Here is an 18183-nt window from a genome sequence, read left to right as displayed (position 1 = left end):
CTTGGCGGGGTTTGGGGCGGAGCCCCAATAAAATCTTTCTTTCCAATTTTTTTTAGAGAGTTCATGGACAGCCTCTCAGACATGATCTGGAAGTATCAAAATATGTTCAAATATTCTGGCCACTTCGATTGCGTGTGTACTGATAAAAAAATGGTTGCCGGAAAAGCGGAAAAATTCGGTTTCTCCGGTCACTTCGGTGGCCCATCCGGCGATTTCTGCATCATTGACCATTTGATCGTTGGTGCCATGGAGAACGGTCAGGGGTATGGTCAATGGGGGGCGGGCACGATGTTGGTAATCGTCAACAGCCTGGAAATCGGCCCGCAGGATGGGTTCAAAAAAATTCATGAGTTCGCGGTCTGCCAAAACCTCGCGCGGCAAGCCTTCCAGTCGGTTCAGGACAGAGAAGAAGGCCTCACGGGAGAGGGTGGCTTGACGGCGCGAGCGATGGATCCGGGAAGGAGATCTGGCCCCGCTGACCACCCAATGCACGGGCAAGGGAACACCCACGCTGCCGAGGCGATGCAACAGCAGATAGGATAGAAGGCCTCCCATGCTGTGTCCATAGATGGCATAGGGTGAGCCATCCAGGTCTGGGCGCATTTGGGTAAGAATATCATCCACCATGGCATCCAGGTCGGTCAGAAGAGGCTCGCGAATACGTTGTCCATGCCCGGGTAGTTCCAGCGAAATAAAATTCAAATTTTTCGGCAACAATACCTGCAATGGCCGATAAGAATAAACGCTTCCACCGGCAAATGGCAACGCAAAAAGCGTTTTTATGTTATTTGTGGTATTCATAATCAATAAAACGTCCTTCGTCCATCTTTAATATTCGATCCGCTGCGTAGAAATATTTATCATCATGCGTCACAGCAATAATTGTTTTGCCTTTCTCGCGCAACTCTGGGAGCAACACATCATAAAAATATTTCCTGAAATTAGGATCTTGATCGGCTGCCCATTCGTCAAATATGTAAATCTCCTTGTTGTCCAGAAGGGCAGAAATATAAGCCAGTCGCTTGCGTTGGCCGGTAGAAAGTTTCAAATTGACAAAAGCCCCGTCAACATACTTGGTTTTCTTGTCAATATCCATCATTTTTAATAATGATTGAACATACTTTTTGTCAATATCTTTGATGCCATAAAATCGATCAAACAAATGAAAATCTGTAAAGATGACAGAGAACAATTCTCGATAGTTAATATAGTTGTTCTCGTTGAGGGGTTTTCCGTCAATCAATATCCTTCCCTTCAAAGGATGATAAAGTCCGGTGAGCAGCTTCAGGATGGTTGATTTTCCACTGCCGTTACCGCCTACGATAAACAAAATTTCATTTTTGTTAATATTAAGATCAATTGGTCCAACCGTAAATGTGGCGACTCCATCACTGTCTGTATAACTAAAATGAACATTTTCCAACTGAATGTTGTCGAATGTTGGGTGGGGATTGAATACATAGCCCTCGGGTTCGCTCCATTTTGTTGCCTTATCAAGCATTTCTTCCAGATTGCGCAGGTTATCCACGGCCACGTCGGCCTTGATGAACAGGGGCAGGGAACCCACGAGCATGTCGATGGGGCCGATGATGAAGAGGATGGATGCGGTCAATTTGATGGTATATTCGGGGGGTGTCGAGTCCAACACCGGCCAGATGAATATGACGCTGCCGATCAAAATATATAAAAATATTTGTGAAAAAGTAAAAACAAACACGGAGTTGACGCCTGCCTGCCTTTTGTAGCGTTCCACATCGTAGGCAATCAATTTTTGATGATGGAAAAGATCGTCCCCTTTGAGTTTGTTTAATTTTATCTCAGAAAACCCCTGCAAGCTATGGGTGAATGTTTCAAAAAACACGGTTTCTTGTTGCACGGCTTTTTCAAGGTCGTCGATGATTGATTTCCGCTTGCTCAGAAAGACCCAGGTTCCCATGCCAAGGGCCACTCCAGTCAGAATAAAGCCATTCATGGTCATCCAGGCAATATAAAACATGGCAAAGAAGATCATGACCCCGGCTCCCATGGCGGCGAAGATCATGTTCGAGCTTTGTGATATGAGGATCGTTGCCTGGGAGAGATTGTTGAAGAGGACAGACTGACCAAATTTTTCAATATTGATCAGTTCGCTGTGACGAATTTTTTCAATGATCCGAACCCTGACCTTGCGCAGAATTTCCTCGACCATGATGGACGCCTGGGTCAAGGCATAATTTTTTGTATAAATAAAAAGGAAGAGAAACACGACGTACAACAAAAAAGGTTCCAACTGCAAATCGCCCTTGATGGCCAAACTTGCCGAATGATTGATGATACCCAGCAGAACACAGTTGGAAATACCAGATACGACTGCTAAAAAAATTAATTTACCCTTGGGTCGCTCGCTCTCCTTGTCAATAAACTCCAAAAGTCTTTGTGCCAGATACATGACTTGACCAAACCCGATTTTCAGAGCATGAATGGTTTATGGCATGAATGCATATCAATGAATAAAAACCGGCAGGCCGAACGGGTCGGCCTGCCAGTGTGGATACGCAACGGTCAGATGGTCTTTTTGGGTGTGGAGGATTTATCGGAGGAGAATGAAGGGAGATCGACTTTGGATTTATCGTCGGTTTTGGCCGCAGCGATCATTTCCTTGCCATTATCCAACTCTTTTTCGAAGGTACCGCGAGCTTTGGCGGGATCGAACGTCAGAAAGTTGCCGCCGGATTCAAAGTGTTGCATGAACACCTTGCCGATGGCATAGGATGATGCACCGCTCAGGGCCGGCATGGTCAGCAGGGAAACCATGGGTCCAACAAGAGGTACTGCTTTGATGATGCTGGAGATGGTTTGGCGGGAGGCCAGGGGGACAACGCCGGTCAACAAAGAGGCGATGGCGCTTTTGCCCAGCTCTTTTTTGAATGAAACATTGTACAGGTTGGAGAGGCTGTGGAGCATCTTCAACTGGATGGCGGTGATGGCGGCCAGGTCAATGCCGGGAGCGGGGATGGCACCGGCGGCGGCGGAACCGATGGCATAGTTGCGGATGATCTTGTCCGCATCATTGGACCGCTCCTGGTAGTTGATCGTGGCTTCTTGAGCCGTGGCTGCTTCCATATAAAAACCTCCTGCGAACGTGTTGATTGATCTGATCGAACTGTACCGTATCCGCTTGATTGTCATCAATCGGGCGTGATCTGGCGCAGCAAAAAATGTGAATATTCACGCATCCAGATAACCTGCCTGTCTACCCGATCACGACACCAACGGGTCTGCACAAGGGCCTGGCATCCATACCCGAAGAGGGGGAGTGGCATCCTGCCAAACCGGATTCGTGGGCATAGGGCACACCACACTGAAATGATGCACCCGGTTGTCTTTTTTTCACGTTTCCTGACTATTGTACAGAGATATCCTGTTGTCTGTCGGAAAGCAAGTCAATTCCTCACCGGTTTTACGGATCGGCGTGGATGTCATGGCCGCGTGCATTCATGTGGTTAATGTTGAAATTCATCCGTATTTTTGGTCGGGTCGCATTTTCAGCCTGTGACGACCTGCAAAAAATCCGGAAATTTTTGTTCCTTGGAAAGATCGTTTTCAAAGATGATCAGTTCTCCTTCTTTGTTTATTTCCGTGAAATGGGTGAATTTGTAGGTCATGTACATCATCCGGTTGCGGTCGTTGGTGAGCATTTCGGCTTCCAGGCGTACCCCGTGTCGCCGGGCTTCGTTGCGGATGTGGTTGATCAGGACCGAGCCGACGCCTCGTGCCATGACCCGGCAGGACATCAGCAACAGTTTGATGCGCCAGACGGTCTTGTCACAGGTGATCAGGGCCAGACCGATTTTGCCATAGGTGCCGAATTTGTCATCCAGGGTGGCCACCAGCAGGAGGTGGTCTTTGGATTGCCGGAAAAAGTTCAATTCGTCATAGGTATAGGTATAACCGGTGGTGTTGAGTTGATTGGTACGGACGGTCAGCTCTTCAGCCCGTTTCAGGTCTTCTTCCTTGGCGGGGGCTATGGTGAACACCATCGCCAGGGTTTGCAGAAAGGCGTCCTGGGGACCGGTGAAGGCTTTTTCGACCTGGTTGCGCTGAATGTCGCTTTGGTACATGTGCCGCCGGCGGCGGGAGTCGTCGGTGACAAACCGGGGTTGCATTTCCGGCATGTCTGGAATCCGGCCAATTTCCCGGGCATCGATGCAAAGCACCTTGGGTTGGGAAAAGGCCACCTCTTCGCGTTCATAGGGCTGGTCATCGACAAAGGCGATGGTGTCCAGTCCGATGTTGATTTCCTTGGCGATTTGTTCGACGGAGGCGGATTTCGGGTTCCAGTTGATCTTGGGGTAGATGAAATATTCATCCAGATTGAATTCCTCCAGTTTGGCCAGGGCCAGGTCCGCATCGTTTTTGCTGGCGATGGACTGGAGGATTCCCCGTTCATCCAGGGTTTTGATGGTGGCGAGGGTCTGGGGAAACAGGGTCACCTGTTGGTCTTCGAGCAGGGTTCCGTTCCACAGGGTGTTGTCCAGATCCCAGACCACGCATTTGATCTTGTGTTCACGGCGGGCTGAATCACCCACGGCTCTTGCCTCCCTGATGGCGGGCAGCCCGTTTGGCCAGGAGGTGTTCCTGGTAGCCGACCTTGGAAATGATGATTTGTTGCATTTGATTGCTGCCTTCGATGATTTCCATCACCTTGGCATCCCGCAGGTAGCGCTGCACGGGAAAGTCGCTGCTGCACCCGTTGGCACCGTGGATCTGGACGGCATCGTTGGCGGCACGCATGGCCAGACGGGAGGTGTAATATTTGGCGATGGAGGTTTCCATGATCAGGGAGGGGTCGCCGCGCTGTTTGAGAAAGGCAGCCTGATAACAAAGCAGGCGGGCGGCCCGGATGCCCACGATCATTTCGGCGATCATTTCCTGGATCAACTGGTGATTTTTCAGGGTGGCCCCGAACTGGTACCGTTTTTCGGTATATTCCAGGGAGGCATCCAGGCAGGCTTCCGTCAATCCCAGGCACCCCCAGGCGACGCAGTAGCGGCCATGATCCAGGGCCGTGCTGCCGACGTGGGAAAATCCAAAACCGATGCGCCCCATCAGGTTGGTGGCCGGGATGACGCACTCCCGCATATGCACCCTGGCCAGCATTGCCGACCGGAAGCCGAGCAGACCGGTGATCGGTTCGGTGGAGAAGCCGTTCCGTTCCCGTTCCACGAGAAAGGCCGCAATTTTGCCTTCGTGCTGGGCGAATATCAAAAACAGGCGGGCCATCTGTCCGAAGGAGATCCAGCGTTTTTCGCCATTGATGAGATATCCGTCGGCGTGGGTGGCGGCCTGGGTTTCGATGCTTTTGGCATCGCTGCCAATGTTCGGTTCGGTCAGGCCAAAGGCCCCGATCACTTCGCCGCTGGCCAGTTTGGGCAGCCAGGTTTGACGTTGTTCTTCGCTGCCCCATTTGTTCAGGACCTGGATCACCATGCTGTGGACGGTCAGGAGACTCAACAGGGAGGCGCTTGCACGGCCAATTTCCGCGCACAACAATCCCCAGGTGAGTATGTCCACGGCACCGCCGCCGTATTTCTGGTCGATCAGCGCTCCCAGATAACCTTCCTGAGCCAGTTTTTGAATCAGGTCGGGAGGGGTGTTTTCCTGCCGGTCATTCTCTTCGGCAACGGGTGTCACATGGGCTTGGATGAAGGCCCGAAACCGTGCTTGTGCCTCACGTTGCGCTTCGTTCAGTTCGATTTCCATGGCTGCTGGTTCCCGGTTGCCGGTTGACAGGTGGTTGCTCTCGCAAGGATCAGGCCAGACACTGTTCCAGTTCAGGTGCCCGACCTGGGTGGTTGCTCCCACAAGGGCCGGGTTAAACACTGTTTCAGTTCAGGTGCCTGACTGGGCGGTTGCTCGTGCCAAGGCCGGACCCAATACTGTTTTCAGTGCAGGTGCCCGACCTGTGGGTGGTGGCTCGCGCCAAGGCCGGACTCGATACGGTTTTCAGTGCAGGTGTCTGACCTGTGGGTGGTCGCTCGCGCCAGGGTTTGGCTAGGGGCGTTTCTTGTCGATAAAATCGACTATGGCATGCAGGGATTTGAAATTTTCATAGTTCAAATCCTCGTTTTCCACCTTGATTCCGTACTCTTTTTCCACGAACAACACCAGTTGCATGGCAAACAGCGAGTTGACCATGCCGGAGGCAAACAGATCCAGATCGGGATCCACGTCCGGGGTGCTGACGAAGCGTCCAAGAAAATCGCGAATCAGTTCGAGGTCTTGTGTGTTTCTCATCGTGGTTATCCCCTCCATCATTTCTTGCCTTGGGCGGACCCGGCCGTGGCATAGCTGTAAAAGCCCTGGCCGCTCTTGCGCCCCAGCAACCCGGCATCAACCATTTTTTTGAGGAGGGGGCAGGGGCGGAATTTGCTGTCGTTGAAACTTTCGTAGAGGACCTCGACCGAATACAGGATGGTATCGAGACCGATCAGATCGGCGGTTTCCAGGGGACCCATCTGGTGACCGAAGCATTTTTTGAAAATGGCATCCACATCCTTGGCCGTGGAAACCCCTTCGTGCAGCAGAAAGATGGCTTCATTGACGGTCAGCATGAGGACCCGGTTGGAAACAAAGCCGGGAGAGTCGTTGACCAGGATGCCGGTCTTTCCCATGGCGGCCAGAAAATCCATGGTCGTCTGGATGGTCTCCGGCGAGGTGTGGTGGCCGCGGATCACCTCCACGGTGGGTTTCATGGGGACCGGATTCATGAAATGAATGCCGATCACCTTGTCGGGACGTTGGGTCAGGGCCGCGACCCGGGTGATTGAATAACAGGAAGTATCGACCGCAAAACAGACCTCCGTCGGGCATATTTTATCGATGCGGGGATAGATCTCTTTTTTGATCTCCCACTTTTCGGCGGCATTTTCCACCACATATCCGACATTGGCCAGCAGGTCATCGTTGGTTGTGAAGGTGATGCGTCCCACGATCTGGTCGGGATCATCGACCTTGCTTTTGTCCTTGGCGAAGAGCCGCTGAAAACGGACATTGTTTCTGATATCGTTTTGGGTGCGTTCGAGGATGGCGTCGGCGATATCGACGAGGATCACCTTGAAACCGCTCTGGGCCAGATTCTGGGCCACACCGCTGCCCATCACTCCGGCCCCAATGACTCCGACTGTTTTGTCAATCATCCAGGTCTCTTTCTGTTTGCTCAGGTTGCCAGTTCGGTCTCAGCCAGCCAATTCAGGAATTTTTTATTCGTCTTCTCAACTTGCCAGTTCAGTTCCGACCTGTTCGGTCCCAGCCGGCCAATTCAGGTATTTTCTTTCGTTTTCTCAAGTTGCCAGCTCGGTTCCGGCCAGCCAAAGTTTGCCCAGGGTATGCAAGAAAAAGGCCTCATCTGCCTGAGTTTCATACATGGAGCGCAGTGAGGGGAAGGTTGTTTTGTGTTTGAGTTGTCGCGTGTGCGGGTGTTGCAGGATGAAACTGCCCAGACTCTGCCCGGGTCCCACTTCCAGAAAAACGCGGTTGGTGTCGGCCAGCAACACCTCCAGTCCCTTGGCAAATTGCACGGTTTCGCAGGTATGTCGTGCCCAGAATGCCGGGTCCGTGGCTTGACTGTCCGTGATCCAGGTGCCGGTGATGTTGGAAATGTAGGGAATGACCGGTTTGCGCAGGGGAAAGGATTCCACCAACCGTGTGATCGGTTCCAGTGCCGGTTGGAGCATGCTCGAATGAAAGGCATGCGTGCCGGCCAGGCGACGGGTCATGATTTCCCTGGTGCGCAGTTGATTTTCCAGAATTTCCATGGCGGTCGCCGGTCCCCCCACGACGCACTGATTGGGGGTGCTGATGATGGCCAGGGAGAGGTCGGCATGGGGCAGGGGGAGCAGTTTTTCGGCGGGCAGCGGCACGGCGAGCATCACGCCGGAGGGCAGGGCATCGATGATTTGTGCCCGGCGGGTGACGAGCAGCAGGGCGTCGTCGAGCGTGATCACCCCGGCCATGGTGGCCGCCACATACTCCCCGGTGCTGTAGCCGATCAGGGCCGTGGGACGTACACCCCGGGCCAGCCACATGTGTCCCAGGGCATATTCAATGATGAAAATCAGGGGTTGAATATGGATGGTCTTGTTCAGAATCTGGAGCCTGGGGTCCGGGGGGGCGGCGTTTCCGCGTCCCAGCATGGCTTTCAGATCGAAGCGGGGTTTTTCGGCTGCCGTCGGGACTGGTTTTGCCGTCGGGGTTGTGGTCGTTGATGCCGGTTTCTCTGTTGATGCCGGTTTCTCCGTTGGGACCGGTTTGGCCGGTTCCGGGTCCCGGGGGTAGAGCAGGGTGCGCAAATCCACGCCCAGTTCGCCGACCAGGCGTTGACAGCCATAATCGAGCCATTTCCGGAAGACCGGGTCCTGTTGGTACAACCCTTTGGCCATGTGCAGGTAGTGATCCCCCACGCCGGGAAACATGAAGACCGGGGAGGTGGCGGTTCCCGGGCAGCGGACCTCGATCACCCGACGGGCATCGTTGCTTTCGAGTTGTTTTGCCCCGGTCTCAGGGGTGTCGTACACCTGGAATAAACGGTGTTCTTCGGTTGCCTTGCGGGTCAAAAGTTGTGTGCTTCTGGTGACGGTTGGGCCGGGATCCTGGCGCAGAGCGGTGCTGGCCTCCTCTTTTGCTGCCTTCATGGCCGGTGCATCCGCCGTGGCAAGAAGCAACAGGTGCCATGTGCCCAGGGTGACCGCAGATTGTGTCGTCTCATCCGCTGTTGCAGACGGGCCAATCGCTTGCGTGGTGGCGGCTGGGGCCGGACTCTCCTGCCTGTTGGTGGCGGCTGGGGCCGGAGTCTCCTGCCTGTTGGTGGCGGCTGGGGCCGGACTTTCCTGCCTGTTGGTGGTTGGGGATGAGGTTTCCGGTCTGGCCATGACTGCCGGTTCCTGGGTTTTCGGCTTGGCGGTGGTGACGACTGAGACCGGAATTTCCTGTTTGGTGGCAAGTGGGGCCGGAGTCTCCTGCACGGCGACGGCGGCTGAGACCGGGGCCTTCTGTGCGGCGACGGCGGCTGAGACCGGGGTCTCCTGTGCGGCAATGGCGGCAGGGACCGGGGTCATCTGACCGGTTGTCGATGATATCCGGTTTCCGGCGCGCAGCCGGGAGTGTCCCTGCAACAGGGCCAATTGCTGGGCCACAACACCCGTGAGCGTTTGCGATACGGTGTGCAGTTGTTGCGCCAGGATGCGGGCCACGGCTGGCGGGTGTCCCACTGCCGCAGGCAGCGGCATTTTTTCTCCGGCCTTTTCCGCAACCGGTTCTTTTTGGCCGCCGGTTTCGGTCGGCAAGGGCGATCCGGGTGGAATGGCTGGCCTGTGGTCACCGGTTCCAGTCGATGATTGAGGTTCAGGTTGCGCCGGTGGCTCCACAGATGAGGTCTCTGTTTCCGGTGCCGGTCTGGATGGCAACGCCACCGGTGATGTGGTGGTGACCGGCGCTGGCCTGGGGGGTGGTTCCAGGCAATAACGTATTCTCTGAAACGGATAACCCGGCACATGCAAAAGCGACCATCCGTACCCGGCATGCCTTTTTTGCCAATCAAGGGTCATGCCGCGCAGATAAAGGGCCATCACGCCATCCAGGTCAGGCTGGAGTCGGGCGGTGGGGGGCTGGAGCGTGGCCAGCGGATCGGATGGACGGCCGGGATCCGGTGGCTGGGGCGTGGCAGCACCCCGGAAAATGGTTTCGTACTCTTGCGCCGTCAGGACGGTGATTCCAGGCTGGAAGCTGGTTGCAGGCTGGAAGCTGGTTGCAGGCTGGAAGCTGGTTGCAGGCTGGAGAGCGTTCGTGTTTGAAGGATGGAGAGAGGGGACAGTGGTCGTCTGACGGGAAGCGGAGTCCACCGGCGTGGTCGTTGTGGCCAGCAGCGTCGTTGCCCGAGACGCATTGAAAACAACGCCCCGGGTGTCCAGGATGGTGATCTGCGCCGGATGCCAGGTGACCCTTGTCACCGGTTTTTTCCCGGCCAGCATGATCAGGGTCTCTTCCAGACTCAGGAGTCCGGCCACGACCGCCGCTGCCCAAAGTCCCATGCCATCGCCGATGACCGCCGCCGGAACCACGCCCCACTCCTGCCAGAGTTGCGCCAGAAGATAGTGATCGGCAAACTGAAGGAGTCTGGTTGCCATGGCCGTTTGTTGTTCTTCTGCCTGTTGATTGTCGGTCGGAGGGAGCCGGAAATCTTCCAGAAAACAGGTGGCCAGGGAAGTGCCGAGATGGGGTGAGAACAGCGGATCATGACGTTTGACAAGTGCCTGGAAACCGGGATGACTGGCGTGAAGAGCCTGCAAGGCGGCCCGTTCCAGGTGGCCTGCCAAAAGCAGGACCGGGCGCAGGTTCAGGCTCCGGGGCAACTCGGATGTATGCAGACCGGGTATTTTGTCACGGATGTTGGTGGTCAGGTCAGGTGTTTTGTCATGGTTATTGGCGGTCAGTCCGGGTATTTCCATTCCTGTGTCAGAGGTATAACCCGACAACACGCTTTGCAGCGCGACGAGTGAATCACACGGAATGGCCAGCCGATGGTCGAAGTGGCTGCGTCCGGCGTTGACAGTATGGCACAGGTCGGCCAGGGAGAGGGTGGCCGAGGCCTCGTGCAGGTGACGCAGGTGCGCCCTGGCCAGGTCCAGCAACGCCGCAGGAGTCTTGGCGCTCAGGGTAAAAAGGTGCCGGGTGGGTTGTCGCCCTGGCCAAGTGATCGCAGAGGGAGGCGGGGCCTCCTCCAGAAGGGTGAAACAGTTGGTGCCGCTGAGGCTGAACGAGCTGACCCCGGCAATGCGGGGTTTTTTTCCGCGTGGCCAGGGACGGCGGGTGGTGACCACTTCTACCGGAAACCCTTCCCAGGGTATTTTGGGACTGGGGGTGACAAAGTTGAGATGCGGCACCACGGTTTCGTGACGCAGCATCAACACCGTCTTGAGGATACCGGCCATGCCGGAAGCGGCCAGGAGATGGCCCAGGTTGGTCTTGACCGAACCGAGCATGAGGGGGTCTTCCGGGGGCCGCCCGCCAAAAATGGTGCGCAGGGCACCGACTTCGATGGGGTCTCCCAGGCTGGTGCCCGTCCCATGGGCCTCGACATATCCCACGGCATCCGCCGGCAGGCGGGCCGCATCCAGGGCGGCGCGGATGAGTTTTTCCTGGGCACCTTCGTTGGGGACGGTCAGACCGCTGGCCGGTCCGTCATTGTTGGTTGCGGTGGCGCGAATCACGGCGTGGATGGTGTTGCCGTCGGCCAGGGCGTCCGACAGACGTTTGAGAAGAACCACCCCGCACCCCTCGCCCAGCACCAGACCATCGGCCCGGGCATCGAAGGTGAAACAGCGGCCACCAGGGGAAAATGCCTGAATCTTGGCAAAAAAGATTTGCATCTCCGGGGTCAGATTGAGCTGTACCCCGCCCACCAGGGCCAGATCGCACTCCTTCTGCCGCAGGCCGTTGACCGCCAGATGCAGGGCCACCCCGGCGGATGAACAGGCCGTATCGACGGCCAGGCAGGGACCCTGAAAACCGAAGGTAAATGAGACGCGCCCCGACGCAAAGCAGAGACCGTTGCCGGTACCCGTGAACGCGACAATCTCCCGGGTATCGCCGCTTAGTTGCCTGATGCCATAATCGTTCTGGGTCATGCCGAGGTAGAAACCGGTGCGGCTGTTGCGCAGGGAGGCCGGAATCACGCCGGCATCTTCCATGGTTTCCCAGGCCACTTCCAGCAGCAACCGCTGTTGCGGATCCATGCGCAGGGCCTCGCGGGGGGGGATGCCGAAAAAGCCGGCATCGAAACCATAGACACTCTCCTCACTGAGAAAACTGCCATGACGGGTGTTGATTTTACCCGGGGCATGGACGTTGGCATCATAGAAGTGATCCAGATCCCAGCGTGCCTTGGGAACTTCGCGTATGGTCTCCCGGCCTGCACAGAGCAGGTTCCAGAAGGCATCAATGTCGGGTGCTTCCGGAAAGCGGCATCCCAGGCCGATGATGGCAATCGGCTCGCGCTGTGCCCCTTCCAGGGCATCGATCCTGGCCCGCATCTCCTTGAGGGCAAAGGCTGCCCGTTGCAGGGCCGTGAGTTCCTTGTGATCCGGGTTTACCTGGTTCATCGCCATGACCTCTGCACCGGATTTGCCAATTCTTGATTGACCGTGGCCGCGATGTTCTTTGCCATGTGCTTTGCTCCAGATTTGCCGGTCATTGCCATCATCCCTGCACCAGATTGGCAAATTCCTGATTGATCAGGGCCTCGATATCCGTGTCGGACAAGGTTTTGACATCCTGCAACAGGGTTTCGGCTGGTGCGACTGGTGTTGCGGGGGTGGCAGGGACCGGGGCGGAACCCTTGGAATCCAGGAGTTTTTCCGCCAGATGGGTCCCCAGGGCCAGAGGGGTCGTGAACTTGAAGAGCAGGGTCGAAGAGAGGGAGGTTCCCAGGGTGGCTTGCAGGGCATTGCGGAGTTCCACCGAGGTGAGCGAGTCCATGCCCAGGTCGAAGAAGCCCTTGTTTTCGTCGATGTCACGGCTGGAGGGGATGCCCAGCACCCGGGCCAGTTGGGACTTGACATGTTCCAGCAACCGGGCACGTTGCTCGTTCAGGGGCAGTTCCCGGAGCGTCGCCAGAAATTCCGGTTGTCTGGTGCCACTTTCCTGGCGTTGGGCCAGGAAATGGGCCAGGAACGGGGTGGCCAGGCCCGGGATGGCGAGCAATTGCGGCCACTGTACCTTGCCAGCCACGATGTGTCCCGCCGGATGGTCGAAACAGTGGTCGAGGATGCGCAGGCCTTCGGCGGGTGCCAGGGACCCAACCCCTTTGATGCCAAGATTGCCGCTGGCCGGTCGGTTGGCCGCTGCCCCGATCTCCGCCCAGGGACCCCAGTTGATGACCATGGCCGGCAAGCCGCTCTGGCGGCGATGACCTCCCAGGGCGTCGAGGAAGGCATTGGCGGCGGCATAGTTGGCCTGGGCCGGAGAACCGAACAACGAGGCCATGGAAGAGAAGAGGACAAAATAATCCAGATGCAGGGAAGCCGTGGCCTGATGCAGATTCCAGGCTCCGGTCACCTTGGCCGCCATCACCTTCTGGAAGCGTGGCCAGGTGAGGCTTTCCAGCATGCCGTCATCCAGGACACCCGCCGCATGGATGACCCCGCCCCAGGGCGCGGTATTCCCGGCAGCAGGGGCCAGAAGGGCCGCCACCTGTCCGGCATCGGCGATGTCAGCCTGGACCACCTCCACCTCGACCCCCTGGGCACGCAGGGCGTCCAGACGGGGGAGAATTTCCGGCCTGGCCGGCGAGCGTCCCATGAGAACCAGATGGCGGGCACCCCGGGTGGTGGCCAGCCACTGTGCCACCTCCAGACCCAGGCCCCCCAGACCGCCCACGATGAGATGACGCGCATTTTCCCGGACCGGCAGGGGTTGGCGGGTGGTTTCCTGCCAGGGGGTCAGACGGGCCACAAAACGGGTGAGTCCATGCGTATCGTTTCCGGGTTTCCCGGCATCGGTCAAGGCTGCATCCCGCAAGGCGTTTCCGGGTTTCCCGGCATCGGTCAAGGCTGCATCCCGCAAGGCTATCTGGCGTTCTCCGGTATCCTGGGCGGAGAGTTCCCGGGCCAGAGAGGCGGCGGCGTGGTCCGGATCCAAAGTCAGGGGAAGATCCAGAAGTTTGACGGTCAGGTTGGGCAGTTCGGTGGCGATGACCCGCCCCAGGCCCCACAAGGTGGCCTGGGCCAGACCGGCGTTACCGCTATCGCTGCCGGGAATGTGGACGGCATCCCGGGTCACCAGCCAGAGAGCCGGCACCTGGGGCAGATCAAGACGCAACAAGGCTTGCACGAGCGCCAACACGGCCCCGCATCCCTGCTGCTGGGCCTCTTCGAGAGAGGTTGGGGTCAGGTTCGGGGCCAGAGGTGTGTCCAGGCCCCAGGCAAAAACAATTCCCCGCCAGGGTTGGCTGGCTTCCCGGCGTTCCAGAAGATGCCTGATTCCTTCCTCGTTGCCCGGATCCAACACCTGGATCGGAACGCCGGCGTCGGCGAGGTATTTTATTCCTTTTTCGTTGCCTGGAGCCAGTTCCTGGACCGGAATGCTGTCGCCGGACCGGGTCACCAGGGTCAGGGTGCTGCCGGTTTTTTTCAGGAGGACCGCCAGACTGACGCCCACGCCCCCCCGGTCGGCCAGAATCAACCAGGGATCTTCTGTCGGGGCAGGCGGGGAACTCCTGTCCGCCGGATCGATATCGGTCCATTCCCGGGCTTCCCAGGTCGGGGTGTAGAGCCATTTTTGGACGGGAAGCTGACCGGCCAGCGCCCCGGCATCCACCTGCTGAAAACGCAACCCCTCGATGGTCACCACCACCACGCCCTGATCTGTCAACAACTCCAGATCCGCCGTATGAAAACGGGCCGCTTGTTCCGTATCTGCCGAGGTTTTCGTGACCCGGCACCACAGGTGCATGTCGGGCCGCCGATGCAGGATCAGACGCTCCATCCCGACCGGCAGATACGCCAAGCCATGGTGCAGCAACAAGGCACCCACCATCTGCAAGGCGGCATCCAGCAACACCGGATGGAGGTGATAGGGGGCGGCATCGGCAAGCAACACCTCCGGCAGACGCAACGCGCCGACAATCACCCCATCCCCGTGCCAGAGACGTTCCAGGGCCTGGAACCGTTCGTCATGAAAAATGCCCACACTGCACACCAGGTCATAAAACTCCTGAACCGGAATTTCCGTCCGACCCAGGGCACGCAGGTGGGGCATGTCACGATCCGGAATCATCTCCTGCTCGCTGGTCGTGGTGACCCGTCCCGAGGCATGCAACATCCATTCGGTGGTCAGTGCGGCGTCGGCACTGAAAATGTCAAAGGCAAAACCGTTGGTTTCCGGTCGCAACACCACCTGGACCTGGCGGGAACCCTGTTCCGGAAACACCAGGGCCTTGTGGATGGCGAACGCTTCAAGGGTCAACTTGCCGGCTGCAAGGCGCAGATGCCCTGCGGCGAGAACCATCTCCACAAAGGCTGCCGCCGGCAACGTGACTGCGGAAAAAATGCGATGGTGGGCCAGAAAACCGGAGGCCGATGGTTCCAGGTGGTTGACATGGACCTGCACCCCTTCCGCAAAGCCGGGGGAGTGGAGCGGTGCCCCCAACAGGGGATGTTCTCCCCGGGGCATGGCGAAGGCCGATTTTTTACGTTCCTCGTACCAGTAGCGTTGCCGCTGGAAGGGATAGTTGGGCAGATGTTCTTCCAGACCGCGCCTGCCGGGGGTGACCGCCGCCCAGTCGGGGGTGACGCCCTGGACGTAGAGTTGTCCCAGGGTCTGCAACATGTGGGTATGGGGGTCCCGATTTTGCCGCAGGGTGGTGAGCCAGGTGGTCCGGAGGGTGGGAAACACCTCTTCCTGGAAGGCCTGGCCGAGATGGGCCAAAACCGGTTTCGGGCCAACCTCCAGGAACAGGCGATAGCCGGCCTCGATCAAGGTGTGCAGCCCGGCGGCAAAACGCACCGGTTGGCGCACATGCCGGCACCAATACTCCGGATCGGTCAGTTCCGTGTCGGCCAGTTTGCCCGTCAGATTGGAGCAGAGCGGCAAGGTTGGTTTTTGGCAACGGATCCGGCTGACCTCCTGGCGGAAGGGGGCGAGCATCGGTTGCATGAGCGGCGAGTGGAAGGCGTGCGAGACTTGCAGGCGCTTGTTTTCCACCCCGCGTTCATCGAGGGCGGCGGCCAGGGTTGCAACGGCCTGACTCTCGCCGGCGACCACCACCCGTTGGGGGCCATTGAGGGTGGCGATGGCGAGCGACTCGCCATAGGGTTGCAGGGCCTCGCGGACCGCCTCTTCATCCAGGGTGATGGCCAGCATGGCCCCGGGGGTGCAGTGGGTCACCATCAACCGGCCACGGGCCGCAATCAGGCGCAATCCCTCTTCCAGGGAAAACACCCCGGCCAGACAGGCTGCGACATATTCCCCCACGCTGTGACCCAGCACGGCATCGGGGGTGATGCCCCAGGAGATCCAGAGTTGCGCCAGGGCATACTCGATGGCAAACAGCAGGGGCTGGGTATTGGCCGTGGAGTTGATGACGGCCTCGGCATCCGTCACCCCGGGAGCCGGATAGAGCATGGCCAGCAGGGACCGTTCGAGATGGGGCCGCAGGAGGGCGTCGCACTGCTCCAGGGTGGCCCGGAAAAGGGGTTCCTGGTCATACAGTTGGCGGGCCATGCCCACATATTGCGCACCCTGCCCGGTAAACAGAAACACCACCTTGGGGCGTACCCCGCCCGGCACGGATCCCAGCCAGCCCGATCCGGCGGCAGGGGGGGCGGCAGTCGGGGAGGGGTCGGCGATACCGGGCAGCAGAGAGGCCAACATGTCTGCCGCCTGGGCCGGTTCGCTGGCAACCACTGCGAGACGTTCGTTGAAATGGTTGCGTCCCTGTCCGGCAGCCGCACACCAGGCCCGCCAATCCTGCACGGCTGGCGGCTGCTGGCCGAGTCTGGCCTGATGCTGGCGGGCGAGTTCGGCCAGGGCGGGTTTGTTTTTGGCCGAGAGGGGCAGAATGACTGCTGTCGGGGATGACGGACTTGCCGGTTCAGGGCGGGAATCTGTCCCGTTGGAAATCCTGGCCGGGTTGGCAAGGGAATCCTCTCCGTCGGGGATCCTGGCCGGGTTGGCAAGGGAATCCTCTCCGTCGGGAATTCTGGCCGTGGTCAATGCCGGGGATTTTTCCGGACCAGGGCGGGAATGATTCTCGTCGGGATGCCAGGCAGACAGCACAATATGCGCATTGGTGCCGCTGAAGCTGAAAGAACTGACCCCGGCGACGCGGGAGGGTGCATCCCAGGGTTCGGGAGTCCGGGGAATGCGTACCGGCAGATTGGCCCAGTCAATGTGGGGCGAAGGGTGGTTGAAATTCATGTGGGGCGGAATCTCCCCGTGTTCCACGGCCAGGATGGCCTTGATCAACCCGGCAATGCCGGCTGCCGACTCCAGGTGACCAAAATTGGTTTTGACCGAGCCGACCCACAAGGGTTTGTCGGCAGGGCGGCGGGTTCCAAACACCGTACCCAGGGCACCCATTTCGATGGGATCGCCCAGAGAGGTGCCGGTGCCATGGGCCTCGATGAGACCGACCTCTGCCGGGTCAATGCCGCCATTGGCCAGGGCATTGCGGATCACCCGCACCTGCGAGGGACCATTGGGAACCGTCAAGCCCCCACTGGGTCCATCCTGGTTGACCGCCGAACCGCGCAGCAGGGCATGAATCCTGTCCCCGTCGCGCAGGGCGTCGGAGAGGCGTTTCAACACGACCACGCCGCACCCCTCACCCCGGGCGTAGCCATCGGCGGCGGCGTCGAAGGTTTTGCAGTGGCCATCGGGGGCAAGCATGTGCGCCTTGCAAAAATTGATGAATGTCTCCGGGCCGAAAATCAGGTTGACGCCGGCGGAGATGGCCATGTCGCATTCACCCAGGCGCAGGCTTTGACAGGCCAGGTGCGTCGTGACGAGCGAGGAGGAACAGGCCGTATCGAGCGTCAGGCTGGGACCGGTGAAGCCCATGATGTAGGAGAGCCGTCCCGCCGCCACCCCGAGCGAGCCGCCCGAGGCATCGTAACCGCTGATCCGGGTCGGGTCGTTGTTCCAGATCAGGTTGGCCCCGAATTCGGTGTTGGTCATGCCGACGAAAACCCCGGTGACGCTGTTGTAGAGCCGGTCAGGGGCCATGTGGGCATTTTCCAATGCCTCCCAGGTCACCTCCAGCACGAGGCGCTGGTGGGGATCCATGCTCTGGGTCTCCCGGGGGGAGATGCCGAAAAATTGCGGATCGAAACGATCCACCTGATCGAGAAAGCCGCCGACCCGGGTATACATTTTTCCCGGCACATCCGGATCGGGATTGTAAAAAGCCTCGATGTCCCACCGGGCCGGGGGCACTTCGCGCATGGCATCACGCCCCTCCCGGAGCAACTGCCAAAAGGCCTCCGGAGTGGCCGCACCGCCAGGAAATCGACACCCCATGCCGACCACGGCGATGGGTTCGCGTTTTTCGCGTTCCAGACGGTCCACCTTGGCCTGCATGGTTTGCAGGGCCAGCAGGGCGCGTTTGGTGGGCGACAGATCGCTTTTTCCCGACGGATCGTTCAGCAT

At 58.4% G+C, this 18183-nt stretch carries 9 protein-coding genes; all 9 read right to left on the bottom strand.

Features of this window, described 5'->3' with window-relative positions; all coding sequences use genetic code 11:
- Positions 1–75 precede the first annotated feature (75 nt).
- The 9 genes from HQL65_02220 to HQL65_02180 all read right to left on the bottom strand — a co-directional run bounded on the left by HQL65_02220 (position 76) and on the right by HQL65_02180 (position 18183).
- On the bottom strand, positions 76–801 hold the full coding sequence (locus HQL65_02220; protein ID MBF0135028.1) for a thioesterase: 726 nt from the start codon (positions 799–801) through the stop codon (positions 76–78).
- Complete coding sequence (locus HQL65_02215; GenBank protein ID MBF0135027.1) at positions 785–2428, bottom strand: cyclic peptide export ABC transporter; 1644 nt, start codon at positions 2426–2428, stop codon at positions 785–787. Before HQL65_02215 ends, HQL65_02220 begins: the two co-directional genes overlap by 17 nt.
- Before the next feature lie 113 nt (positions 2429–2541).
- The gene (locus tag HQL65_02210) at positions 2542–3102 is read right to left on the bottom strand and encodes a DUF697 domain-containing protein (GenBank protein ID MBF0135026.1); all 561 of its coding nucleotides are present in this window, start codon (positions 3100–3102) and stop codon (positions 2542–2544) included.
- 422 nt (positions 3103–3524) lie between these two features.
- The gene (locus HQL65_02205; GenBank protein MBF0135025.1) at positions 3525–4586 is read right to left on the bottom strand and encodes an HAD-IIIC family phosphatase; all 1062 of its coding nucleotides are present in this window, start codon (positions 4584–4586) and stop codon (positions 3525–3527) included.
- Positions 4561–5742, bottom strand: a complete 1182-nt coding sequence (locus HQL65_02200; GenBank protein ID MBF0135024.1) for an acyl-CoA dehydrogenase family protein — start codon at positions 5740–5742, stop codon at positions 4561–4563. The genes HQL65_02205 and HQL65_02200 overlap by 26 nt, the downstream gene beginning before the upstream one ends.
- 291 nt (positions 5743–6033) lie before the next feature.
- Positions 6034–6276, bottom strand: coding sequence for an acyl carrier protein (locus HQL65_02195; protein MBF0135023.1), 243 nt, complete (start codon positions 6274–6276; stop codon positions 6034–6036).
- A 17-nt stretch (positions 6277–6293) separates the two neighbouring features.
- Positions 6294–7178, bottom strand: a complete 885-nt coding sequence (locus tag HQL65_02190) for a 3-hydroxybutyryl-CoA dehydrogenase (GenBank protein MBF0135022.1) — start codon at positions 7176–7178, stop codon at positions 6294–6296.
- Between the two features lie 144 nt (positions 7179–7322).
- Positions 7323–12143 (bottom strand): acyltransferase domain-containing protein, encoded by a 4821-nt coding sequence (locus HQL65_02185; GenBank protein MBF0135021.1) that lies wholly within the window; start codon positions 12141–12143, stop codon positions 7323–7325.
- A gap of 91 nt (positions 12144–12234) precedes the next feature.
- A complete protein-coding gene (locus HQL65_02180; GenBank protein MBF0135020.1) occupies positions 12235–18183 on the bottom strand; it encodes a type I polyketide synthase in 5949 nt (1982 codons plus the stop codon).

Source organism: Magnetococcales bacterium (assembly GCA_015228935.1).
Classification (GTDB): domain Bacteria; phylum Pseudomonadota; class Magnetococcia; order Magnetococcales; family DC0425bin3; genus HA3dbin3.
This window is presented reverse-complemented; position numbering and strand designations above follow the sequence as displayed.